Raw genomic sequence first — 24,234 nt, 5'->3', positions numbered from 1 at the left:
TCATTGTACTTGCGAGGGGCCCGCCGTCGCGTAGAGCTCGCGACTCGCCTGATGGGACGCGGCCTCGAGTCGGCTGCGTGCGGCCGCGACCGCGGCGAGATCCGCTTCGCGGGGGTCCACACCAACCACTGACACCGCGGCTTGCAGGGCCACCTCGAGCGCCTGGATCGTGGTCGCGCGACCTCCCGAACGCAGGCTCGCCAGCAGCCCGCGAGCGCCATGGATCAACGAATCGAGCTCGTTGAGCGCGGCGATCCGCCCACGCAGCTGATCGTCCTGGGCCCGTGCAGCCACGGCGTCCGCGAGCATCCGGTCAACATCGGCCTGCGACAGACCAGCGCTCGCCCCCGCGACAATCTCGACCTGCTGCTGGCGCCGGGTCCCGAGGTCGATCGCGCTGGCCGAGAGCACCCCGTTGGTGTCGACCGCGAGCGTCAGCTCGATCTGCGGGATCCCCCGCTCGGCCGGTGGAATTCCGGTCAGCACGAATTTACCCAGCGTCCGATTGTCGACCGCCAGCGCCCGCTCGCCCTGAATCAGATGAACCTCGACTTGGGCCTGATTGTCGAGCGCCGTCGAGAATATCTCGGTCCGGCGGGCGGGCATCAGGCTGCCACGAGCGAACAGGACCGCCACCTCGCCCCGCACGGTCTCAACGCCGATCGACAGCGGCAGCCGGTCGGTCGCGACGTCAGCTTCGAACAGCGACACCTTGGCCGCGGCAGGGTCGACCGGCGCCGCGGCCAAGTTCGGTGCCCCGACCTGCAGCTGGCGAACCTGCTCGGCCGTGACCGGCTCGCCCCGCGGACCCGCGACGTTGACCGGACGCACCGCGTGGCTGGCGAGATCCTGGGCGCTGACCCGCAGCCGGCCGCGCGCGTCGACCGAGAAGCTCACCCGGATCTGTGGCACACCAGCGGGCGCTGGCGGCAGCCCGCTCAGGTGCATGCGTCCAATCTCGCGGTTGTGGGCGGCGAGCTCGGCCTCGCCCTGCACCACGTGGAGCTCGACCGAGGGCTGGTTGGCGAGCGCCGTGGTGAACACCTCGCTGTGCTCGCAGGGCAGCTGGCACCCGCGCGGCAAGAGCACGGTCGCGACGCCTCCGAGCGTCTCGATCGACACCGACAGCGGGAGCTGGCCGAGCGGCACATCCTCGGCGTAGAGCTGCGCGTCGAAGCTGGCGCCGGGTGGGCTCACTTCGGGACTGGGAGTGGCCTCGACCTGGGCGACGGCCGGCCGCCGGTCAGCCGGGGCGCGCCCGGTCTCACCGCAGCCCAATGCACCACACAAAACAACCAACACCAGCACGCGTGCCACGGTGCCAGGTTATCACCGTCCCCCATTGTAAACCCCATGGCGCCGGCGACGAGACTGCTCTAGCTTGCGACTAATTGGATCGACCCCCTTCGTGCTCGCGCTTCGGCGGCAGGACGTTACGGGTGAGCTGCGTGCTCGCGGGCCTGGTGATCATGGTGCTCATGGCGATCATGATGTGGCCACGGACCGCGCTGGCGGCCGGCCTCAGCGACGAGACCTTCCAGCGGATCATCGTGCTGCTCGCCGCGGTCGGCGTGGGCTACGTGATCACCCACCTCGCGGTCGAGCGCCTGGCCCGGCGGTTCAGCTTCGCTGGTGGCATCGAGTACATCGCGCTGGGGATCGTGCTGGGCCCGCTGCTGGGGCTGCTCGACGACGAGCTGATCCGTGACATCCGCCCAGTCTTGCTGCTGGGTGCCGGGGCGCTGGGGATGCTCGCCGGGCTCGAGCTCGGCGAGCGCGACGCCGAGGCCCGGGTCCGCGGGGCCTGGGCGGCGGCTCTGTCGATCACTTCGTTCACGGCGCTGACGATCATCGCGCTGCCGCTGCTCATCGCGTGGGCGCTGGGCTACTCGATCGACGGTGACCACGCGTGGACCGGCGCGCTGCTGTTCGCGGGGGTCGTCGCGCTCGGCAGCGACGGCGCCCTGATCGGCAGCTTGGCCCATACCCTCGGTGCCCGCGGACCCGCCCCCGCGATCGGGATCGCGGTCGCCAACCGAGTGCGGGCGGTGGCGGTGCTCGGCTTTGGGCTGCTCTACGCGCTGATCAACGACACCACGATCCTCGACACGCGGCCGCTGGCCGGGGCCGGCTTGGCGCTCGGTCTTCAGGTCGGCGCGGGGATCGTGCTGGGGCTGCTGTTTGGCGTGGTCATCCATCGCAAGCTCGACGAGCGGACCTTGCTGACGGTGGTCGTGGGCATGGTGTTCCTCGGCGGCGGCTTCGCCTACGCGATGGACGTCTCGGGCATCTTCGTCAACTTCATCGCGGGGCTGACCTTCGCGCGGACCAGCCCCCACGCGGGCGAGGCGACCCGGACCATGCGGTCGATCAAGCAGCCGTTCGTGATCGCGCTGTACTTCTTTGCCGGGCTCGAGTGGGTCGGCGGCCAGGTCTGGGTCTACGCGATGATCCTGCCGTTCTTGGCGGTGCGCTGGGTCGGCCGCTACCTCGGCGGCGCGCTCGCGGCCCGGTTCGGCGGGGTCCCGGCCAACCTCGGCCCCGCGACTGCAGCACCCGGCGGCCTGACCCTGGCGTTCGTGCTCAGCATCGGGCTGGTCTACCGCCAGGCACCCGGGATCGTCGACGCCTACGGCCCGCTGGTCACGGCCCTGGTCCTGCTCGAGCTGCACTCGGTCCGGGCGGTCCGCCGGTGGTTGGCCGACACCGCCGGGATCACCACCGAAGTCTCCAACTCCCCCGCCGAGTAACCCGCCATGCGCCAGCTGCTCGTCCTCGTCGTGCTCGTGCTGTTGATGCAGGTGGTCATCCACCACGGCGTCGCGACGAGCGCGGCCTTCGACTCGCTGACCTTGCTGACGACCGGCTTCATCCTGGTCGGGGCCTACACGATGGGCGAGCTGGCTCGGCGCATGCGCTTGCCAGCGCTGCTGGGCTACCTCGCGGCCGGGGTGTTGTTTGGGCCCAAGCTGGTCGGGCTGGTCCTCGGCGATCCAAGCCTGGCCCCGCTCGGCAGCCAGGCGATCCGCGAGCTCGGCCTGGTCAACGTGCTCGCGGTCGGGGTGATCGGGACCATGGGTGGCGGCGAGATCAAGCTGCCCGAGCTGCGTGAGAATTTGGGCAAGCTCGCGGCGATCTGCGGCGCGGTGTTCGTGCTGGTCTTGCCCCTGGTCGCGGGCGTGGTCCTGGCGCTGACCTTCGTGATCCCCAGCGTGGTCCCGTTCTTGGCCGAGCTGCCGCTCGCTGGCCGGATCGCCGGGGCCCTGTTGTTTGGCGCGCTCGCGGTCGGCATGAGCCCCGCGGCGACCCTGGCGATCTTGCAAGAGGTCCACGCCCGCGGGCGCTTCACCTCGCTGGTGCTCGGCGTGGTCGTGATCGGCGACCTGATCTTGGTCGCCACGTTCTTGCTGGTCCTGGCCCTGGCCAAGCTGCTGATCTCACCCGAGGGGCTCACGCTCGCCAGCCTCGCGGATCAGCTGCCCCACATCGCCGCCGAGTTTGGCTGGGCGCTCGCGCTGGGCGTGGTCGTGGGCGTCGCGTTCATCTCGTACCTGCGCTTCGTCCACCGCGAGGTGCTGCTGTTCTCGCTCGCGCTGGTGTTCGTGACCGCGTTCGTGGCCAGTCGGCTCCACGCCGAGACGCTGCTGGCGTTCTTGGTCGCGGGGTTCATCGTTCAAAATTTTTCGCGGCACGGGCACACCCTGGTCGAGGCGTTCGAGCGCATCGCCCTGCCCGTGTTCGTCGTGTACTTCACGGCCCAGGCCGCGAACCTGGATCTGATCGCGGTCACGGTCTACCTGCCGCTGACCTTGATCCTGGTCGGCCTGCGCTCGGGCCTGTTCGTGTTGGGCGTCGGATTTGGGGCCCGCGTCGCCGGGGTCGACGAGACCACGCGGCGCCGCCTGCAGGTCTCGTTCTTCTCCCAGGGCGGTGTCGATCTGGTGCTCGCCGCGATGGTCGCCGAGGCGATCCCCGGCTGGGGCGCGCAGGTCCAGACCGTGACGATGGCGACGATCCTCTTTTATGTGGTCGGCGGTCCGCTGTTCCTCGCCCGGGCCCTCGACGCGGCGGGCGAGTCAGCGGCGGCCCGCGAGCGCGGGGCCGAGCAGCTGGCGTCGAGCGTGCCCCCCGAGGCCGCCGCGCTCGAGCTCGCCGACGCGGTCACCGAGCTGGTCTTGCCGCGAGCCAGCGACCCCGCCCTGTTGCGGCGACTCGAGCAGCTTCACGAGGTGGTCTCGAGCGTCCGCACCGGATTGATCGAGGGCGAGATCTTGGCGCGATCCCGGCGGCGTTCCGCGGTGGTCGAGGAGCTGGCCGCGACGATCAGCTCGGCGCTGGAGCTCGAGCTCGAGCCCGAGTCATCTGACGCGGCGCTCGGCAGCGACGCCCAGGAGGCCTGCGCGCGACTCGACGCCGCCGTCGCCGAGGCCGGGATCGAGATCGAGTATCCCGAGGTCGCGCCGTTCAACGGTCGGAGCCTGCTCGCGCTGTTCGCCGGGCTCGACCGGGCCCAGGACTTCAGCCAAAACTTTCGGGTCAGCCGCGGCGCCGCGCTGTTCGAGGCTCGCGGCGGTCGCTGGGCTCGGACGATCCGCGTGGTCCGTCGGGTCCGTCGCTCGGTGGTCGGGCCGGGTCATCGCACGGTCCCGCTGGGCCGGCTGTGGCGTCACGACGTCGCGCTCGCCGTTCCCGTCGCGCTGTGGCGAAGCACGCGACCGATCGAGGCGCAGCTGTGGCACGCCTTGCTCGAGCACTACCGGCTGACCCGCGCCGGGCTCGAGGCGCTCGCGCGCGGGACCTGGGCGGCTCCGGAGCACGACAGTCACGACGGTCACGACAGCCACGCGGGCGAGTCGGCGGCGGCGTCGGGGGCTCACAAACAGGCGCCCGTGAGCGTCACGCAGTGGCTGACCGGCAAGCAGGCCGAGGCGGCCACGCGCGAGGCGACGATCGGCGAGCAGCTCAACCGGAGCGACCGCGAGCTCGAGCATGGCCTGCTGACCGGGCTCGGCCACAGCTGGTCCACGTTCCTGGCCTCGGTCGAGATCGCGGGCACGCTCGAGCTCCCCGCCTGGCGAACCCGACCGTCGAGGCGCTACGACGCCGCCCAGGCCGCGAGCGCCGAGCTGCTCGAGCGCAGCGCTCGCGACCGCGAGGCCGGGGCCGGCCGGTTCGACGCGCTGTTGGCCCTCGCCCACGCCGAGCACGTCGCGACCAGCATCCACCTGGCCGCCCTCGAGTTCGAGCACAGCTTCACCTCGATCCTCGCGGCGCTCGGGCAGGACTTCGACGACACGCTCGCCCGGATCGCCACGACCGAGCCCGAGCCAGGCCCCGACCAGCACGAGCTCGACCGCGCGCTGGTGCGCATGGGTGAGCACGTCGAGGGCCTGCGCACCCAGCTGACCGCGCTCGCCGTCGCCCAGCCGCCCGCGCTGCTGCTCGCGCTGGCCAACGCGCCGGACCAGCTGGCCCCTAGCACCGAGCTCGCGCTCGCGGATCCACTCAACCCCGACCCCCGACGAACCAGCATCCGGCTGCGGGGCTGGCTGGCTCAGACGCTGCTGCACGACTTTGGGGTCGCGCGGGCCAGCGCCGACGACGAGCTGGGGGTCGGGCTCGACGGACTTCGCCAGACCCTCATCCACATCGCCCGGGTCGCCGACTACCACCTCGGCACGCCGGCTTCGGTGATCGACGCGGGGCTCAGCGAGCGCCTGACCGCCCTGCTCGAGGGCGCGCGCGCGCAGGTCGAGGCGCTGGCCAAGCTGGTCCGCGAGCACGTCGAGGACACGATCGCCACCGCCGAGCGGACCGGGCTCGAGCCGATCCGGAGCGCGCGATGGGACGAGCTGCGGCGGCGTCAACGTCGGCTCGAAGACGGCCCGCGCGCGGCGATGTTCGACTGGCTGCGCGAGCGCCGGGTCGCGTTCATCGACCGGGCCCGGACCCTCGGCCACACCCTGGGCGATGAGTTCTCGGCGCTGTCGAGCGATCGCCACACCGCCAGCGCGGTCGCGGCATGGCGGCGGCTGCTGTTTGGCTCGCGCTCGACCATGCCCGATCCCTACCAGCGGCTGTTCACGTCGGTCCCGGCCGAGACCATTGGGCTGTTGATCAACCGGCCCGAGCTGCAGACCCTCAAGACCGCCGCCGAGGCCTGGCTGGGCGGTCGCAGCGGCGCGATCTTGGTCTACGGCGATCGCGGCGTCGGTAAGCGGACGCTGGTTCGCCAGCTGCTCCAGAGCGTGGGGCCGCACGTCAGCGTCCACTGGCTGCGGCTGTCGCCCGCGCTCGAGCGCGAGGCTGAGCTGGTCCGCGGGCTCGCGCCGCTGCTTGGAGTTGGCGACGCGGATCCGGCCGCGGACCTGTCGAGCTTGCAGCAGCAAGTCCTGGCCTTGACCTCGACGCGGCTGAGCCACGGGCCCGAGCATGACGCGCGCGCCCAGCCTCGCCCGATGCTCGTGATCGAGAACGCCGAGCGACTGTTTCGACGCACGGGCGCCGGCCTCGAGCGGGTCCGGCGGTTCCTGGATCTGGTCGCGGCGACCAGCGACCAGGTGCTGTGGGTGGTGTTGATCGCCGAGCCCGCGGTGCCCGTGCTCGACGCGGCGCTCGAGCTTCGCGCCCGGTTTGAGCCGGCCGTGCGGGTGCCAGCGATGGACGCTGCCCAGCTCGCGGCCGTGCTCGACGGCCGGCATCGACTGTCGGGCTACCCGCTGCGGATCGACGCGGGCATGCCTTCGCTGACCGAGTGGGTTCGCGGACCGCAGACCGCGTGGCGCCTGCGTCGGGGGCTCGAGCAGGCCGCCTACGAACGACTCGCCCAGCTCAGCGGCGGCAACGTCCGTCAGGCGCTGCGCCTGTGGCTCGCGGCCGCCCGAGTCGATCCGCGCGACGGCAGCGTGGTCGTCGGTCCGCTGCCGGGCTACCCCTGCCCGCTGCTCGCTGATCTGCCGGTGTCGAGCCGGGTGCTGCTGGCCGCGCTCATGCTCCACGGCCCGCTGCGGCGGACCGACCTCGTGGGTCTGCAGGGACCGGAGCTGCTCGATCTCGACACCGAGCTGACCCGCCTCGCCCGCCGAGGCCTGGTCATGTTGGACGAGGGCGGCGCCCCCGACTCGCGGGTGATCCAGGTCGAGACCCGCTTAGTTCAACCCCTCACCTCGGAGCTGCGCGCGTGCAATTTGCTCTGAACTCGGGGTGGGCCGTGGCCGCGCTGATCGTCGGCGGAGCGCTGGCGCTGAGCTTGGTGACCACGCGGATCGGCGCCGCGCCAGCGCTGCGCGGGTGGCAGCGGGCGCTGCATGTGCTCAGCGTGCTCGCGTGGATCGGCGCGGGCTGGCTCATCGGGCTGCGCTTGCTGGTCGCCGACACGCTGCCCGAGACCGCCGCGCGGGGCTTGCTCGTCGGGGTGTTGGTGCTGATCGCGTTGCCCGTACTCAACGATGTGATCGCCGGGTTCGCGCTCGCTATCGAGGGCCGCCACCGGCTCGGCGAGGACGTCCGGGTCGCCGCGTTCGAGGGCCGGATCGTCGCGTTCGGCCTGCGCAGCGTGGTCCTGCGTGATCGTGACGGGACCGAGACCACCCTGCCCTACCGCCGGTTCGCCAGCCGCGAGGTGGTTCGCCTCAACCTCGCCCGGCAGGACGCACCCTGCGAGTTCGAGGTCGAGCTCCCGCGCGACGTCGAGCTCGAGGACGCGTCGCGGCGGCTGTTGGAGGCGGCGATCCTCTCGGCCTACGCCGCGCCCGGACATCGACCCGAGGTGTTCGCCGTCGCCGACGAGCGCGGCGGCATGCGGGTCCGGGTCCGGGCGGTCGTATTCGATCGGGCCCACGAGCAGCGCTACCGGGCCGATGTACTGGCGCGGGCCGATCTGCTGGGTCGCAACGCTCGGATCGTGCGGCCCTGATCCTCGCCGGTCGAGCCGGACAAAATCGCGCCCCCTTTAAAGCCCGACGATCGTCCCACCCACCGGGAATCGTCTGCGTTGCTCGGACGTGGTGTCGCCCGTGCGTGATTGGATCCCCCGTCTTGGCTTCGGCTTCGCAGTGCTGGCGGTCGTCGTGATCGCCGAGGCCGGCAAACCCAAGGTCGAGCTGCTCGGCGGCACCAGCACGCTCGTGCGTGAAGACGGCCGCCTCGGTCGCCTGGCGCCGCCAGCTCGGTTCGCCCGCGCCAGCCAGCACGGCAGCACGATCGCCGCCGACGCGACCGGCCTGTGGCTCGTCGAGCGCAACGCGGGCGCGCTGATCCGCACGGATCACGCGGGCGAGCTCGTGGCGACCTTCCCCCTCCACGCGGGCCTCGGTGAGCTCGTGCTCGAGTCCGGCTCGGGCTCGCTGTTCGTCGCCGATCGCAGCGCGGACAGGCTGCTGCGCTACGCGACCAAGGGCGACGAGGCCACGCTCGTGGCCGAGCTGAGCTTGACCGAGCCCCACGGCCTCGCGCTGACCCCCGACGGCGCGACCTTGCTGGTCACCTCGGTCGCCAATCACGAGCTGGTCGCGGTCGCGGCCGCGACCATGCAGATCCTGTGGCGCGTGAAGCTGGCGGCCGAGCCCCGTGCCGTCGCGGTCTCGCCCGAGGGTCGGTGGGCGCTCGTTGGGTTTCTCTCGACCGGCGCGGTCGCCCGGGTCGAGCTGGCGAGCGCGGGCGAGCGGGTCAGCTGGCACGCGCTCTCACCCCGCGACCCGGTCGAGATCGAGAAAGACGCCGAGGACGACTGGGGCGAGACCTTTGTCGAGGCCCGAGTCATCGAGGCCCCCAGCCGATTCGAGGTGCCCAAGGACAGCGGCCGCCGACACGCGCGCAACGTGTTCGCGCTGGCGTTCGTGGGCGAGGGCATCGCGGTCGCGGCCCACCATGTAGCGACTCCGCAGATGGAGCTGCACCCCGACGAGGATCGCCGTGACTCCTACGGCGGCGGCGCGGCCGAGATCGCGCCGATCGAGTATCGCTTCGCCCGGATCGCCGAGCCCAGCGACGACGGGTTCACGCTGATCGACCAGCATCACATCACCGTCCACCAACCGCGCGCGCTCGCCTACGATCCCGCGCGTGACATGCTCTACATCGGTGGCTACGGCGACGATGAGATCGTCGCCGTAGCCTCGGCCTCGCGCGAGCGCCCCACCGTCGCGTGGCGGGCCTCGCTCGGCGAGGGGCCTGCGTGTGGGCTGGACGGCCTCGCGCTCATCGATCAGGCCCCGTCGACCATCGAAAATTCCAGCGGGGCCACCTCGCTGTGGGCCCACTGCGAGCTCGCTCGCACGGTCGTGCGCGTCGACATCGATCCCGACAGCCTCACCGCCCAGCCCACCAAGTCCAAGCACTGGATCCGCGGCCCGGAGCTGGCCAAGTCACTGCGCAGCGCCGCGGTCGAGCAGGGCGCCGAGCTGTTTCGTCGCGGTGAGAGCTTCGCGCTCGGCAGCGCCCTGGCCTGCGCGAGCTGCCACCCCGAAGGCCGCAACGACGGGCTGTCATGGCGACTCGGTCGCTCGATCCTGCAGACGCCGCTGCTCGCGGGTCGGCTGCCGAAGACCTCACCCTACAAGTGGACCGGCGAAGATCAGACCCTGCGAGCCAGCTTCGCCCACACGATCGAGCGGATCGGTGGCGACCCCGAGGAGCTCGACGAAGACGAGTTCGCCGCGATCGAGGCCTACCTCACCAGCCTCCCCCGGCCCCGCCCGCCAAGCGTGAATGACGAGGCCGCGCTGGCCCGCGGCCAGACCCTGTTCGAGGACGAGTGCAGCGTCTGTCACGAAGGCCCGGCCTCGACCGACCGCGAGCGCCACGACTTCAATACCTCGATGCGTCGGGTCGACACGCCCTCGCTGATCGGCCTGGCCCACTCGGCGCCCTACTACCACGACGGCAGCGCGGTCGACCTCGCCGCCGTGCTCGACGACCGCGGCAGCATTCACGACATGATCGACAGCTCGAGCATGTCCGCCGCGCAACGCCGCGACCTCATCGTCTACCTGCAATCGCTATGAGGCGACGTGACCTCGACATGAAATCGACCCGCCACCTGTTCGCGTGTGTGCTGTTTGGCTGTACCGCGCCGAGCGACTCGCCACCCTCACCCAGGCAGACCGACTCGGCTGACGGCGAGGCCGGTGAGGCGTTCACCAGTGAGTCGGTGCGCGCGGCGTCCGAGCCGGTGGGTGTGGCGGTGCCTCGCGGGGTTGGCCACGACGCCTCGATCACCGAGGTCTGGCTGGATCATCGAGCCACCGCTGCGCTCAGCCTCGACGCTGACGGCGGGGTCCGCCTGTGGCCCACGCTGCCCCGCGCGCAGGCTGACTCCGCCGCGGTCGTGCCGATCCGCGTGCCGATCCGCGAGCCAGCGTCGCTCTCGCTGGCTCGAGCCGGCGACCAGGCGTTCGTGATCGGGGCGATCGACACGGCCCAGTCGGCCCGCGTGATCGCCATTGAGCTCGACGACGCCGGTCAGCCCCGCGTGCGCGAGCGCTTCACGATCCCACCCCATGATCCGCTGCTCGAGCTGCACGTGCTCGACGGTGGTGAGCGGGTGCTCGCGCTCGGCGTCGATCACCGCCTGCGCCTGTACGACGGGCACGGCAAGCGGCTCAACGAGCTCAGCAAGTACGGGGTCTCGCCCTGGCAGCTGCGGCTCGCGGGGCCGGCCGAGGCGCCCGTGTTCGCGCTGGTGCTGGCCGGGCCCACGCGCCTGCAGCGGTTCACGATCACCGACGATCGGCTGGTCGAGCTCGGCGAGCCGCACGCGTTCATCATGGATCGCGGGCCCAATCAAAATGACCTGGCGCTGCTGCCCTCGGGTCGGGTCGCCGCGCTGCTGCGCCGGCCCAAGCACCGCACCAACCAGTGGTCGCTCGAGCTGCACGACCTCGACAGCGGCGAGGTCCGGGTCATGTGGGGTGAGGTCGAGACTTCGCTGCGTCCGCGGCTGTACATCATTGACGACGCCCGCGCGCTGCTCGAAGACGGCAGCGGAGCTGGGTTCTGGATCGATCTGAGCGCGGGCGTGATCATGCCCGCGCCGTTCGAGCTCCCGGCCGCGCTCGAGCAGCTGCCGCCCGAGTCCCACGTCATCCCGCGGCGCGAGCAGCTGCCCAGCTCGAGCGTCGCCAGCCGTCGAAGCACCAGCGTGGTCGCCGGTCTGCGCGTGGCCCCGCTCGGGTCGGCGTTGGTGTTTGATCCGCTCGACGCGGATCGCCACCACCGCGTCGAGCAGCGGCTTGTGTCTGTCACCGATCTCGCCCTCGACCGGGCCGGCGGCCAGCTGGCCATGGTGATGACCGATGGCCAGGTCGTCGTCGAGACGCTCGGCGAGGATCGCCGCCACGCCGTCGTCGGCTGCACCACGGATCCGGTCCGCGCGCTGGAGTTCACCGATCCCGATCACCTGCTGCTGCTCGGTGAAGCGCGCGTCCAGATCTGCGAGTGGGTCGCCGGGAAGGTCGTCAGCGAGGTCGAGCTGCCGTCCCACGAGTACGCCAAGATCCGCCCAACCGAGCCGGGTGCTGGGCAGCTCGGGGTCGTGACCCAGTTTGGCCATGGGTCCCACCAGCACCAGATCTCGCGCCTGAGCTTCGCCGACAACCGCTCGAGCGCGCTCGAGTCGGTGCCCAAGTCCGAGTTCTCGAGCTGGCCCGAGATCGACACCGACGGGCGCAGCTTGGCCCTCGACCACACCGGGCGTCACTACGCGCACCCCAAGGCCGACCCCCGGGCGTTCGAGATCACCGCCGCCGACGGTGAGCCGCGCATTGTGACGATCGCGGAGAACAAGATCGACATTGAGAAGCTCGAGCCCAGCGCCGACGGTCGCCGGGTTGCGGTCGTCCACACCCCGCACGTCGAATCCAACGATTACGCCTACGAATATTCGTACTATTCATACGATCCGCCGCGCACGCTCAGCGTGTGGTCAGTCGCCGACGACATCCCCGAGCTGCTGTGGTCGACGCCCGCGGATCGATCCATGCACATGGCATGGTCGGCCGACGGCTCCCGGCTCGCGCTCGACCTGGGCCAGGGGGTCCGGGTCGTCACGGCCGAGGGCGAGCTGGTGTTCGAGCGATTGCAGCACGACCTGGAGATCGAGGAGCACCCCGATGTCCCCGAGCCGCCCCAGGTCCCCGAGCCGCCCACGGTCGATCCACCCGCGTGCCCTGACGAGGGCGAAGCCGGGGGGTGCTGACGGGTAGCGGTGACGGCGCACACTCGGCTGTTCCCTGCGCGAGGGCTGCGGAGAATGGTCCCTACAATCTCCGCAGATCATGCGGAGATTCGAGCTATGCTCCCCCCATGCCCTGGATCTGGGAGGCGCCCGAGTGGCCCCGATCGACCTCGGCATCATGCGCCCTGGCCCAGCGGGCGGTCGCAGCACCAGCTACGAGTTGGTAGCCGCGCCGCCGCGCACGAGTTACCCCGCGTAGACATCGTCGACCGCGATCGTGCAGCCGATGCTCTCGAACCTGACGGACTCGCCGGGACCGGCCTCCAAGAACCGCCAGCTGCCGTCCTCGCTGCGCCGAAATACCTCGATCCGGGCAGCGTCCTGGGCGACGAGCACGTACTCGCTGACCGACGCGATCCTGCGGTAGTGCAGCGCTTTGTCGCCGCGATCGAACCGCTCGGTCGTCGGTGAGAGCACCTCGATGACCAGCTTGGGGTTGGTCGCGGCGTCACGATCCTCGGGGTCCCGCTGCAACGGACCGCACACCACGGTGATGTCTGCGTAGGTTGCGATGTTGGTCGCGCGCGAGCGAATGCGGAGATCGCTCGTGAACACCTGACACTGTCCACCTTCGACCGCATTTCCGATCAGCCGGATCAGCCGGGCCTGGATCCGGGCGTGCTCGGGCGTGCCGCCGACCATGGCGTACACTTCGCCGTCGATCCACTGGTGCTTGTGCAGCTCGAGCTGTTCCTGGCGCAGGTACTCCGCATAGCTGACCCGAACCTGGCTGGCCGCTCCCGTCATCGCCGTAACATACCATTGACGACGGCGGTGCGGCCTCGATCTCGGGCGATGCGCTGGACGCTACGCCGCCGCGACCGCCCGGCTGGGATACCCGGCCGCGCTGATCCGAGCGGCCAGCTGATCGGCGGTGACGGCGTCGGTGTGGCAGATCCGAACGACTCCGTTCGCGAGGTCGACCTCGGTGTCCTGGACATCGCGCAGGTCCGCCAGCGCCCGCTCGATGTGCTCGATGCAGCTCCCGCAGGTCATGCCGGAGACTTGGAGTGTGGTGGTGTTCATGCCAAGCTGACGTCCCGGTGGCCGGAGCATTACGTCGGTCCGGGGCGCGTAATGGTGGCCGGGTGAGCGCATCAGCTGACCGAGGCGCGGACATCAGCGCGAACCTACATGCCATCACCCAAGCGGATCATCATCCCCCCCATCGCCCTGATCTCGACCGAGCTGAACATCGACGGCATGACCTGCGCGTCGTGCGTCGCCCACGTGGAGCGAGCGCTCGCGGGCGTCCCCGGCGTGAGCAGCGTGACCGTCAACCTCGCGACCGAGCGGGCGGCGATCCAGCACGAGCCTGGCACCGAGCTCGCGGCCCTGACGGCGGCGGTCGCCGCGTCTGGATATGAAGGGCGCCCCGTCACGGGCGGACGCGACGAGGCCGGGGACCAGGCGCGGGCCGAAGATCAGCGCCGGCTGCGACGCTCACTCGCGCTCGCGGCGATCCTGACCGTCCCGCTGTTCGTGATCGAGATGCTCGGTCACGCGATCCCAGCGTTTCACCACTGGCTCGACATGACCATCGGCCGCGAGCCGCTCAACTGGCTGGGCCTGGTGCTCGCTGGGATCGTCATGTTTGGACCCGGGCTTCGGTTCCACGAGAAGGGCTTCCCGGCGCTGGTGCGTGGCCGGCCGGACATGAACTCACTCGTCGCGCTCGGGACCTCGGCGGCCTACGGTTACTCGGTGATCTCGGTCGTGTTTCCGAGCTGGCTGCCCGCTGGCGCGGCGCACGTGTACTTCGAGGCCTCGGCGACGATCATCACGCTGATCTTGCTCGGCAAGCAGCTCGAGGCGCTGAGCAAGGGCCGGAGCTCCGCGGCGATCGAGCGATTGATCGGCCTGCAGCCGCAGACCGCTCGGATCATGCGGGACGACGAGGTGATCGAGGTCGAGACCAGCGCGGTCGTCATCGGCGATCGCGTCGTCGTGCGCCCCGGCGAGACGATCCCAGTCGACGGCGAGGTCGTCGAGGGCGCCTCGAACGTGGACGAGGCGATGGTCAGCGGCGAGCCCGTGCCGGTTCGCAAGCGCTCGGGCGACGCGGTGGTCGGTGGCACGATCAACGGACTCGGCAGCCTCGAGATCGTCGCGACCGGAACCGGCGACGCGACCGTGCTCGCCCAGATCATTCGCATGGTCGAGGCGGCGCAGGGATCCAAGCTGCCGATCCAGCGCTACGTCGACACGGTCATCAGCTACTTCGTCCCGATCGTCATGGGCTTGGCGCTGCTGACCTTCGCGGTCTGGTGGGTGCTCGGACCGGCCCCGGCGCTGCAGCTGGCGCTGGTCAACGCGGTCGCCGTGCTGATCATCGCCTGCCCCTGTGCGATGGGGCTGGCCACGCCGATGTCGATCATGGTTGGCACCGGGCGCGCGGCCCAGCTGGGTGTGCTGTTTCGTCGCGGCGACGCGCTGCAGACGCTCGAGCGCGCCAAGTTGATCGCGTTTGACAAGACCGGAACCCTGACCGAAGGCCGCCCGACGCTGACGGACCTGACGATGCTCGGCGACGTCGGCGAGCTCGGCGAGCGCCAGCTGCTCAGCTATGTCGCGGCGCTCGAGGCCCGCTCGGAGCACCCGATCGCGGCCGCGCTGGTGGCCGCCGCCCAGGCCCGAGGTGCCACGACCATGACCGTCACGCAGTTCGAGGCCGTGCCAGGCTTTGGCGCGCGCGGGATCGTAGATGGGCACGTGATCGAGCTCGGGGCCGACCGCTACATGGACAAGCTCGGCTACCCGCTCGGGTCAGCCCGGGCGACCCTCGAGGCGCTGGGGTCCCAGGCCAAGACCCCCGTCTGCGTGGCCGTCGATGGCCGAGTTTGGGCGATCCTGGCGGTCGCGGATCCAGTGCGACAAGGCGCCCGTGCAGCCCTGGAGACGCTTCGCCAGCGCGGCCTCGAAATTGCGATGATCACCGGGGACAACCGCCGAACCGCGACCGCCGTCGCTGCGCGGCTGGGGATCACCCAGGTCGTCTCCGAGGTCCTGCCGGGCGGCAAGGTCGCCGCGCTGCAGTCACTGCGGGGCGACGGGCGCTCGATCGTGTTCGTGGGTGACGGGATCAACGACGCCCCTGCCCTGGCCGAAGCCGACGTCGGCATCGCGATGGGTAGTGGGACCGACGTCGCGATCGAGAGCGCCGATGTGGTGTCGATGTCGGCCGAGCTGTCCGGGATCGTGACCGCCGTCGACCTGTCGCGCGCGACCATGACCAACATCCGCCAGAACCTGTTTTGGGCGTTCGCCTACAACGCCAGCCTGATCCCGCTCGCGGCTGGGGTCCTGTACCCCCGCTTTGGGCTGTTGCTGTCACCGGTGGTCGCGGCTGGGGCCATGGCGCTGTCGAGCATATTCGTGATCACAAACGCGCTCCGTCTGCGCCGGTTCGGCGGTGGCACGAGCCGCGAGCAAGCTCCTGCTGTAATATCGCCGGGAGCTTCGCGTCTGCACCCACGGCCGTGATGACCACCAACGACGACCCGTCCAGCCCGCTCACCCAGCTCGTCGCCATGCGCGACGAGTTTCTCGCGTTCGTCCTCGGCCGGGTCGGCGACCGCGCGCTGGCCGAGGACATCCTGCAAGACGCGTTTGCGAAGAGCGTCGAGCGCCTGTCGAGCCTGCGCCAGCCGGAGTCAGCCACCGCGTGGTTCTACCGCGTGCTCCGCAACGCGAGCGCCGAGAGCTACCGACGCCGCGACGCCAAGCAGCGGGCCCTGGACACGGTCGCAGCCCAGACCGCGGTGGCGTTCGAGCAGCTGGCGCTCGACGAGGTCGCCGTCGGGTGTCGCTGCGTCGGCCGGGTCGCCGACTCGCTCACGCCCAACTACGCCACGGCGCTCACCCGGATCGAGGTCGACGGGCTCTCGGTCAAGGACTTCGCGGCCGAGCAGGGGATCACACCCAACAACGCCGCGGTCCGGGTCCACCGGGCGCGCGCCGCCCTGGCCCGCGAGCTGGCGGAATGCTGCGGGGCGTGTGCGTCGCTGGGGTGTGGCGACTGCACCTGCGAAGGCTGACGGCCGCGCAGGTCGACGCCTACCCCGGAGGGCGCTGCGTCAGGGTGCCCAGGTAGTCGCGCTTGCCGACCGAGACGCCGTTGTGGCGCAAGATCGCGTAGGCCGTCGTCAGGTGAAAGAAGAAGTTCGGCAGCGCGTGCTCGAGGAAGTAGTCGGCCCCGGTCATCGTCTTGCCCTCCCAGCGCGGCTGCGTGATCGAGGCCGTCGCCGCCGATTCGAAGTCGGTGGCCGAGAAGCCCGCGAGGTAGCCTGCGGTCGCCTGCACCCGCCCGCGCAGCTCCTCGAGCGTCTGCTCGGTGTCCTCGTTGACCGGCGCGTCCTTGCCCGACAGCCGCGAGGCGGCGAGCTTGGCCGCGTCGCAGGTGATCTGCACCTGGCGGGCGAACCCGAACTGATCGGGCGCGAGGCGGAATCCCAGGAACAGGTTCGGGTCGAACTTCTTGTCCTTCGCGTAGGCCTCGGCGGTCTCTAGCCACTTGTCGAGCTGGCTGAGCATCTTCGTCATCTGGCGGAATGTCTCGTGGTACACGAGCGCACTCTAGCGGAACCGCAGCTCGGGCTCTAGAGCGCCGATCAGTCTGAACTCCTATCCGCCCTGGTGCTCTCGCAGTAACATCCGGCCATGACTCGACTGCGCGTTGACTTTCCCCTGACCAAGCTCGCGGCCCTGGGACTGTTCGTCACCCCGATCGCCTGCGGGGACGACTCGGGCAGCACCGACACGACCGCCTTCGAGACCTCGTCGGGTGACGGCGATGGCGACGGCGACGGCGACGGCGATCCCGGCCCGCTGTGCGGCAACGCGGTCGTCGACGAGGGTGAAGAGTGCGACGTCGGCAACGAGACCATGTTCTGCGACGCCGACTGCACCTACGCCGTGTGCGGCGACGGCTATCACAACATGCTGTCCGAGCAGTGTGACGACGGCAATTCCGACAACACCGACGGCTGCGTCGGTGCATGCTTGATCAACGTATGCGGTGACAATGTCCTGTGGGAGGGCATGGAGGCATGCGACGACGGCAACATGATTGACACCGACGAGTGCAAGAACGACTGCACCCCGGCCGTGTGTGGTGACGGCGTCGTCTGGGAAGGTGAAGAGCAGTGCGAAGACCTCAACATGGTCGACACCGACGCCTGCACCAACACCTGTCAAGACGCGATCTGCGGCGACGGGATCCTGTGGGAAGGCGTGGAGGTCTGCGACGACGGCAATTTGACGAACACCGACATGTGCCCCGGCAGCTGCGAGCCGGCCGTCTGTGGCGACGGGTATGTGCTGCAGGGCGTGGAAGAGTGTGACGACGGCAATAACAACAACGACGACGGCTGCGACAACAACTGCATGTCGGACTGCAACAACGGCACGATCCTGATCCAGGACTGGAACGGCTGGACCTACTGGAAGGTCGGCGTCATGGGCCAGATGACCGACAACAACATCGCGGCGGCCTGCCAGCTCTGCGGTCTCCAGGTGCCGTGCGCGGGGCCAGCCAACTGTCAGTACAACGACAACGTCTGCGTCCAGACCAACAACGAGGACAGCTGCGGCAACCCGATGCAGGACATGGCGCAGCTGCTGTGTAATTCTGCGCCCTCACAATGCATGGCGATCTGGGGCATCTACCAGTACATGGGCAACGCGTGGTCTGGTGGTTGCGGCGCGGAGCAAAACGGCTGGTGCACGCAAGGCAACAATCAGAACAACAAGTTCGCGCTGTGCGTCAGCGGTTGATCGGGGGTTGATCCTCGACCCGGCGGGTGCCGGGGCGGCGACGGTGACGGCGACTCGTCGGACGTCGCCGTGATCGGCTGCGGCTGCGGCTGCGGCGCTGGTCGGTTCGCGGTCGGGCGGTTGCATGGATGCGGTGGCGCCAGCGCCCGCTCACGGGGTGTAATACCGGGTCTCGATCGGCATCTGCGGCAGGTGACCTCCACGAACCTGACCCCCGACACCATGAACGCCCGCACGACGCTGACTCGCGGATTGGCCAGCGTCGCCGTCTCGCTGGCTCTCGCCGGGTGCTCGCGCGACTTCCCGTCCGAGTGGAACAGCACCTCGCCGGCCTCGGGCGACGCCACGGCCATGCCGCACGCGCATGTGACCCACGCCCTCGACGGTGATCCGCCGCTGCCGGGCGAGGCCAGCGAGGGCTGGATCGGCCTCGAGCAAGCTGTCGAGACCGATCCGCACGCGTATCACCACGGCCACGGCCACGCTGAGCAACCCGCGAGCGAGCCAGCTCCGGAGCCGGAGCCCGAGCCCGCGCCCGCCGCTGAGCCCGAGCCCAGTGAGGGCGTGACCGCGCCCACCAAGCCTACGCCCAAGTCTGCGAGCAAGCCCAAGCCGAAGCCAGCGCCCAAGCCAGAGCCCACGCCCGCAGCCGACGACCACGCGCATCACCAGCATCACCAGCCGGCGAAGCACGAGGGGCATCACCATGGTCACTGAGCGACTCCGCTGGCTCGCGCTGGTCGTCGGCCTGGGGCTGACGGGGGGCTGCGCGAGCGGAGCGTCGACCGACCTCGCGCGGGTGCAGGCCCTGGCACAGATGCCGCTGCCGATCACCCTCGGCCCGGTCGACGCCGAGCTCGAGCCCGAGGTCGCCAAGCTGCTCGGCGCTCCGCTCGACAGCGAGACGGCCGTGCAGATCGCGGTGCTCAACAACCGCGCGCTGCGAGCCAGCCTGCGCGAGCTCGGCATCGAGCGCGGGATGCTGATCGACGCCCGCTCGATCCCCAACCCCGACTTCGAGGTCGAGCTGCTGCCCGAGCGCGACAGCTCGCTCGAGCTGCGCGTCGAGTATGCGATCAGCGAGCTGATCCTCGCGCCGCTGCGGGCCAAGGTCGCGCGCTACCAGCTCGACGCGGCTCGCTATCGGGCCGCGGCCGACGTCGTGCGCCTGGGCTACCAGGTCCGCGCGGCGTTCGTGCGCATGCAGTCGGCCCACCAGCGGCTGATGCAGGCCCAGCGGCGCCTCGACGCGCTCGCGGCCGCCCGCGACGCCGCGCTGGCGCTCGAGCAAGCTGGCAGCATCAACGAGCTCGACGCGGCCACGCAGATCGTCAGCTACGAGCGGGCGCGAGTCGGTGTCGCGGCGCTCGAGCTCGAGCTCGCCTCGCGGCGCGAGCAGCTGCAGCGGCTGCTCGGTCTGCACGGTGAGCACGCCGGCTGGCAACTGGCGACCGAGCTGCCGGCGCTGCCCGAGCAAGCACCCGAGCACGCGGGCATCGAGTCGAACGCGATCGACGTCAGCCTCGAGCTCGCCGCCTCGCGCAGCGAGCTCGAGTCGCTGGCCCACAAGACCGGGCTCGAGCGCACGGAAGGTTGGCTGCCGAGCATCGCCGTCGACGTCCACGCGCTGGTCGGCAACCCCGAGGCCGCGCCCAACGATCCCGACGTCCGCCTGCGCACTGGCGCCGGCCTCAGCCTCTCGGTCCCGCTGTTCAACCAGAACCGGGGGGCCACGCGGGCGGCCGAGGCCGCGTTCGACGGCGCGCTCGAGCGCTACATCGGGGCGAGCATCGATCTGCGATCGAGCGCGCGCGAGCTCGGCAATCGGCTCCGCTCGGCCCACGCGAGCGCCCGACACATCGCCACCGTCGTGGTCCCGGCCCAGCGCCGCGTGCTCGACGAGACGCTGCTGCAGTACAACGCCATGCAGGTCGGCGTGTTCGATCTGCTGGCGGCCGAGCAGGCGCTGCTCGACGTCGAGCTCGCCGAGCTCGACGCGCGGGCCGAGTACTGGACCACCCACGCCGGCTGGCAGGCGCTGCTCGCTGGTGCGCCCCCGGAGCTCGACGGCATCCGCGGATCCGCTTCCCTCGACGTCGACACCAACTCGAAAGGACACTGACATGGATCGCCGATCATTTTTGCAGCTGAGCAGTTTGGCCGCGGCCGGCTCGGTCCTCGCCCACGCGGGCACGGCCCGCGCCACCGAGCCGCAGACCTCCACCCTCGCCACCTCCCCGACCCGCTCGCGCACGGTCGCGCCCACCCGCGAGCTCGCGGTCGTGACCCCCAACGGCTCGACGCTGGCGTGGAAGCTCGTCGACGGCGTGAAGGTCGGTCACCTGATCGCCGAGCCGATCGATCACGAGTTCGCGCCCGGTCTGCGCGCGACCTGCTGGGGCTACAACGGCTCGACCCCGGGCCCGACGATCGAGGCGGTCGAGGGCGACCGCCTGCGGATCTACGTCAGCAACCGCCTGCCCGAGCCGACGACCGTGCACTGGCACGGGCTGATCTTGCCCAACGGCATGGACGGCGTCTCCGGCCTCAACCAGGCCCCGATCGCCCCGGGCCAGACCTTCATGTACGAGTTCACCGTCGATCGTCCGGGCACGTTCATGTACCACCCGCACTACGACGAGATGACGCAGATCGCCCTGGGCATGGCCGGGATGTTCATCGTCCATCCGCGCCGCCCTCGCGGGCCTCGGGTCGATCGTGACTTCGCGCTGATGACCCACGAGTGGCGCCTCGACGTCGGCGCGCGGCGGGTCGATCCCAACGAGATGAACGACTTCAACCTGCTGACCTTCAACAGCAAGGCGTTCCCGGGCACCCAGCCGCTGTTGATCGGACGCGGCGAGCGGGTCCGGATCCGGCTCGGCAACCTCAACCCGATGGACCACCACCCCGTGCACCTGCACGGCGTCTCATTCGAGGTCACCGAGACCGACGGCGGGTACGTGCAGCCGTCGGCGCGGCGGCCCGAGACCACGGTGTTGCTGCCGGTCGGCAGCGTGCGCGTGATCGAGTTTGCGTACGAGCAGTCCGGCGACTGGGCCATGCACTGCCACATGACCCACCACGTGATGACCCAGATGGGCCACGGCCTGCCGCCGATGGTCGGCGTCGACACCCACAAGCTCGATCGCCGAATGGCCCGGGTCGACCCGCGCTACATGAGCATGGGCACCACGGGCATGGGCGGCATGGGTGACATGGACATGCCGATCCCACCCAACAGCCTGCCGATGCGCGGCGGACCGGGCCCGTTCGCAACCGTCGACATGGGCGGCATGTTCACGATCCTCAAGGTCCGCGATCAGCCACAGGCCAGCGATGTCGACGGCTGGTACACTCACCCGCCGGGGACGGTCGCGTCACTGGTCGACCCCGATCAAATGGCCGTCGACGGGATCGTCGCGCCCTGACGCGCTCGCAGCTCGACGTGTGGTCAGGCCCGGGGCGCCAGGACCCGGGCCAGCCGCGCGACGCCCTCGATGACGGCCTGCGTGGGCTCGCTCGCGTAGCACAGCCGAAAGAAGCCGGGCTCGACGATCCTGCACGCCGAGCCCGGCGTGAGGTTGACGTTGGCCTCGTCGACGATCCGCCGCCACAGCCGATCCTCGGCGGCCCAGCTGGGCTCGTCGAGGTGCCGGCGCAGGTCGCATATCACGAAGAAGCCGGCCTCGGCCGGGAGGTGCGCGATGCCATGAGCGTCGAGGGCCGCGCACAGCTGGGCATGGGCCTGGCCGAGACCCGCCTGCATCCGATCAATGAACGGGTCGACGAAGTCCCGATCGGCGACCAACTCCCCCAGCAACCATTGCGTGTCACCGGAGCACGCGGCCCAGTACGCGAGCGCGTCGACGGCCGCGATCACGGCCGGGTTCTCGCTCATCAGTACGCCGCAGCGCAGCCCGCTCGCGCCGAAGTCCTTCGAGAACGCCCAGACCACGTGCGCGCGCGGGCCCAGCGAGGCTCGCAGCGACGCGACGCTCACGAACGGGCGCTCGCCGAACACCGACAGCGCGTAGATCTCGTCAAATACCACGTGGACGCCGACCCGATCCGACCACTCGAGGATCTCGAGCAGGTCCTCGCGGGTGTAGACCGTTCCCAACGGGTTGTTGGGCGTCGTGAACAGCAGCGCCTTGACCGGCCGCTCCGCCTGCGCGATCGCGCGATCGAGGGCGTCGGTGCGGAGTCGAAACCCGTCGGCGCTGCGACAGTGAACCGGGATGATGTAGAGCTGATCGCGGGTCTCGAGATCCGCCCAGAACCCGGCGTAGCTGGGCGTCGGCACCAGCACCGCGTCGCCGGGATCGGCGATCACATGAAACAACAGCTCGAGCACGGTCCCGGCCCCGGCGACGGCCGCGAGCTGCTCGGCCTGAACCGCGCGACCGAGAAACGCCCGGCTCATGAACGCCGCGAGCTTCTGACGAAACTCGAGGTTGCCGATCATCGCGTCATAGCCAAGCACCCGCGGCGGGATGTCTCGATAGTTGCGAAGCTGCGGGACCAGCGTGTCCCACATCATGCGATTCTCGGCGATGCACAGCGCGATATAACCATTGGGGTTGGTGCTCGGATCCCAGGCGTCCTCGACTCGCGCGAAGTGCTCGAGGATGTAGGGTGCCAGTGGAGGGCTGGCGACGAGCTGCTGGCCGCGGGCAGAGAGGACGTGTTCCACGAGCGCAGAACATAGCACGCCGCGAGATCGGCAAACTGGCACCCCGCGGCGACCGCGACTCACTCGGGCCCGAAGCGCTGCAAGTACGCGCGCAGACGCAGCTTGCGGCGGGTCGAGTCCGAGCTCATGTAGCGGATCTTGCCAAACACCGCCCGCTCGGGGCCCCAGGCGCGATCGTAGCGGCCCATCACCCAGCAGATCCCGCTGTAGGAATTTGGATCGCGGCCATCGAGCGCGTAGCGATCGTTGAGCGTGATCATGATCTCGAGCGCCTCGGGCGGGCTCGCCGACCAGTGCAGGATCTTCTTGCCCCACAGCATCCGCAGGTAATTGTGGATGCGCCCGGTCTGCACGAGCTCGCGCTGGGCCGCGTTCCAGATCGGATCGTGGGTCGCCGCCGCTTCGAACTGCGCGAGCGAGTACAGCTGCGGTCGCTCGTCGCTGGCGTGGGCGCGCAGGGTCGTGCGGGCCCACCCGGGCAGCGACTCGTAGCTCGCGTAGTCTTCCGGGCGGTGCCACACGAAGTTGTGGCCGACCTCGCGCCAGGTCAGCAGTTGATCCAAGAAGCCCTCGCGCGCGGGCGACATCCCCCACCACCCCTCGCGCTGGCCGCGAGATAGATCCGAGATCGACGCGGGACTCCACTCGGGCTCGGACGCGAGCACGGCTCGCAGCACCTGGTGCGCGCCGATGTGGCCCCAGTGGAGGTACGCCGACAGATCGCTGGTGACCTCCGCCTCGGGCTGGTTTCGCTCGGTGTAGCGCTCGAGCTTGGTCGCCACGAACGCCCGGAGTCGGGCGCGTCCGGCCTTGCTGCCGCCCTCGCCCGGGATCGCCGGGATGTCGCGGGCGAACGGCAGTCGTGCGACATGGTCGAGCGCGGCATCGGGTTCGACCGGTGCGGCCGGCCACTTGCTGCGCGAGACCGGCGGCTTGCCGGCAACCGGCAGCTGCAGCCGCGCGAGTGGGTTGACCCGCGGCTGCGGGCCCAGCCACAGATCCGCGTGTTTTTGACACCAACGACGAAAATCGTGAGCGCGGGTAAAGCAGCGATCAGGGGCCGACATTGGCACCAAGCCGACACCGTCGACCAATTCCATGCGCACGCCAATCTTGGCCGCCGCCGCGCGCGTCATGTTCTTGACGAAATAGACCGGCCAGTCGTCGGTGACGACGACGCAGGCGCGGCGGGCGAACGCCTGCAACAACCCCTTACCGGCGTTCAGCTTGGGCTCGACGTAGGGGTAATACCCGATCGGGCTGGCCTCGAACCGCGCGGCGTTGTCACACATGCCACGCACGACGAACGCGTGCAGCCGCGCGCTGGCGTGGGTGTGGCCGAGTCGCAGGGCCTCGAGCACCCACAGCGGCTTGTCGAGCTCGCGGGCCCAGTCGATCGCGCGATCCAACGCGTAGCTGGACCGCGTGCGCCGAGCGGCGGTCATCCAGTACAGCACGTGCGTGCCACCGGGGTCGACCGGGGCCTCGCGGAGCGTGCGGACGCGAGCGCTGGGTTGCACGGGCCCAG

17 protein-coding genes are annotated in these 24,234 nt (G+C 70.2%); 11 read left to right on the top strand and 6 right to left on the bottom strand.

Annotated elements, in window-relative coordinates; all coding sequences use genetic code 11:
- On the bottom strand, positions 1-1,317 hold the full coding sequence (locus tag ENSA7_RS26325) for an Hsp70 family protein (protein WP_106092110.1): 1,317 nt from the start codon (positions 1,315-1,317) through the stop codon (positions 1-3).
- A 122-nt stretch (positions 1,318-1,439) separates the two neighbouring features.
- Between ENSA7_RS26325 and ENSA7_RS26320 the strand changes: the two genes are divergently transcribed.
- From ENSA7_RS26320 to ENSA7_RS26300, 5 genes are all read left to right on the top strand, one after another.
- On the top strand, positions 1,440-2,750 hold the full coding sequence (locus ENSA7_RS26320) for a cation:proton antiporter (RefSeq protein ID WP_106092109.1): 1,311 nt from the start codon (positions 1,440-1,442) through the stop codon (positions 2,748-2,750).
- A 6-nt stretch (positions 2,751-2,756) separates the two neighbouring features.
- Entirely contained in the window at positions 2,757-7,196 is a 4,440-nt protein-coding gene (locus ENSA7_RS26315; protein WP_106092108.1) for a cation:proton antiporter domain-containing protein, read from the top strand.
- Positions 7,181-7,915, top strand: coding sequence for a mechanosensitive ion channel domain-containing protein (locus ENSA7_RS26310; protein WP_106092107.1), 735 nt, complete (start codon positions 7,181-7,183; stop codon positions 7,913-7,915). The genes ENSA7_RS26315 and ENSA7_RS26310 overlap by 16 nt, the downstream gene beginning before the upstream one ends.
- 100 nt (positions 7,916-8,015) lie before the next feature.
- Positions 8,016-10,004 carry a c-type cytochrome gene (locus ENSA7_RS26305; RefSeq protein ID WP_181234125.1) on the top strand — a complete coding sequence of 663 codons (1,989 nt, stop codon included), beginning with the start codon at positions 8,016-8,018 and terminating at the stop codon, positions 10,002-10,004.
- Positions 10,001-12,196 (top strand): hypothetical protein, encoded by a 2,196-nt coding sequence (locus ENSA7_RS26300; protein ID WP_146158146.1) that lies wholly within the window; start codon positions 10,001-10,003, stop codon positions 12,194-12,196. The genes ENSA7_RS26305 and ENSA7_RS26300 overlap by 4 nt, the downstream gene beginning before the upstream one ends.
- A gap of 225 nt (positions 12,197-12,421) precedes the next feature.
- Here the strand turns inward: ENSA7_RS26300 and ENSA7_RS26295 are convergent, their stop codons facing one another.
- On the bottom strand, positions 12,422-12,982 hold the full coding sequence (locus ENSA7_RS26295) for a Uma2 family endonuclease (RefSeq protein ID WP_106092104.1): 561 nt from the start codon (positions 12,980-12,982) through the stop codon (positions 12,422-12,424).
- A gap of 60 nt (positions 12,983-13,042) precedes the next feature.
- The gene (locus ENSA7_RS26290; protein ID WP_181234124.1) at positions 13,043-13,261 is read right to left on the bottom strand and encodes a heavy-metal-associated domain-containing protein; all 219 of its coding nucleotides are present in this window, start codon (positions 13,259-13,261) and stop codon (positions 13,043-13,045) included.
- Between the two features lie 108 nt (positions 13,262-13,369).
- Between ENSA7_RS26290 and ENSA7_RS26285 the strand changes: the two genes are divergently transcribed.
- A complete protein-coding gene (locus ENSA7_RS26285) occupies positions 13,370-15,718 on the top strand; it encodes a heavy metal translocating P-type ATPase (RefSeq protein ID WP_106092102.1) in 2,349 nt (782 codons plus the stop codon).
- A complete protein-coding gene (locus ENSA7_RS26280) occupies positions 15,718-16,272 on the top strand; it encodes an RNA polymerase sigma factor (protein ID WP_106092101.1) in 555 nt (184 codons plus the stop codon). Before ENSA7_RS26285 ends, ENSA7_RS26280 begins: the two co-directional genes overlap by 1 nt.
- Positions 16,273-16,291: 19 nt before the next feature.
- On the opposite strand, the gene ENSA7_RS26275 is transcribed toward ENSA7_RS26280, so the two are convergent.
- Positions 16,292-16,801: a DUF1993 domain-containing protein gene (locus ENSA7_RS26275; protein ID WP_106092100.1), complete on the bottom strand. Its 510-nt coding sequence runs from the start codon at positions 16,799-16,801 to the stop codon at positions 16,292-16,294.
- A 93-nt stretch (positions 16,802-16,894) separates the two neighbouring features.
- Here ENSA7_RS26275 and ENSA7_RS26270 point away from each other — a divergent pair, with 93 nt between their 5' ends.
- From ENSA7_RS26270 to ENSA7_RS26255, 4 genes are all read left to right on the top strand, one after another.
- Entirely contained in the window at positions 16,895-18,010 is a 1,116-nt protein-coding gene (locus ENSA7_RS26270; RefSeq protein ID WP_106092099.1) for a DUF4215 domain-containing protein, read from the top strand.
- A gap of 192 nt (positions 18,011-18,202) precedes the next feature.
- Positions 18,203-18,727, top strand: coding sequence for a hypothetical protein (locus tag ENSA7_RS26265; RefSeq protein WP_106092098.1), 525 nt, complete (start codon positions 18,203-18,205; stop codon positions 18,725-18,727).
- Complete coding sequence (locus ENSA7_RS26260; RefSeq protein WP_106092097.1) at positions 18,717-20,132, top strand: TolC family protein; 1,416 nt, start codon at positions 18,717-18,719, stop codon at positions 20,130-20,132. Before ENSA7_RS26265 ends, ENSA7_RS26260 begins: the two co-directional genes overlap by 11 nt.
- A 1-nt stretch (position 20,133) precedes the next feature.
- Positions 20,134-21,441 carry a multicopper oxidase family protein gene (locus ENSA7_RS26255; RefSeq protein WP_106092096.1) on the top strand — a complete coding sequence of 436 codons (1,308 nt, stop codon included), beginning with the start codon at positions 20,134-20,136 and terminating at the stop codon, positions 21,439-21,441.
- Between the two features lie 23 nt (positions 21,442-21,464).
- Here ENSA7_RS26255 and ENSA7_RS26250 read toward each other — a convergent pair whose 3' ends face one another.
- Positions 21,465-22,706 (bottom strand): aminotransferase class I/II-fold pyridoxal phosphate-dependent enzyme, encoded by a 1,242-nt coding sequence (locus tag ENSA7_RS26250; RefSeq protein ID WP_106092095.1) that lies wholly within the window; start codon positions 22,704-22,706, stop codon positions 21,465-21,467.
- Positions 22,707-22,765: 59 nt separating this feature from the next.
- A complete protein-coding gene (locus ENSA7_RS26245) occupies positions 22,766-24,226 on the bottom strand; it encodes a cryptochrome/DNA photolyase family protein (protein WP_106092094.1) in 1,461 nt (486 codons plus the stop codon).
- Positions 24,227-24,234 lie beyond the last annotated feature (8 nt).

The sequence above is a fragment of the Enhygromyxa salina genome, from assembly GCF_002994635.1.
GTDB classification, from domain to species: domain Bacteria; phylum Myxococcota_A; class Polyangia; order Nannocystales; family Nannocystaceae; genus Plesiocystis; species Plesiocystis salina_B.
The sequence above is the reverse complement of the archived record's forward strand: the minus strand, read 5'-3'. Positions and strand labels throughout refer to the sequence as shown.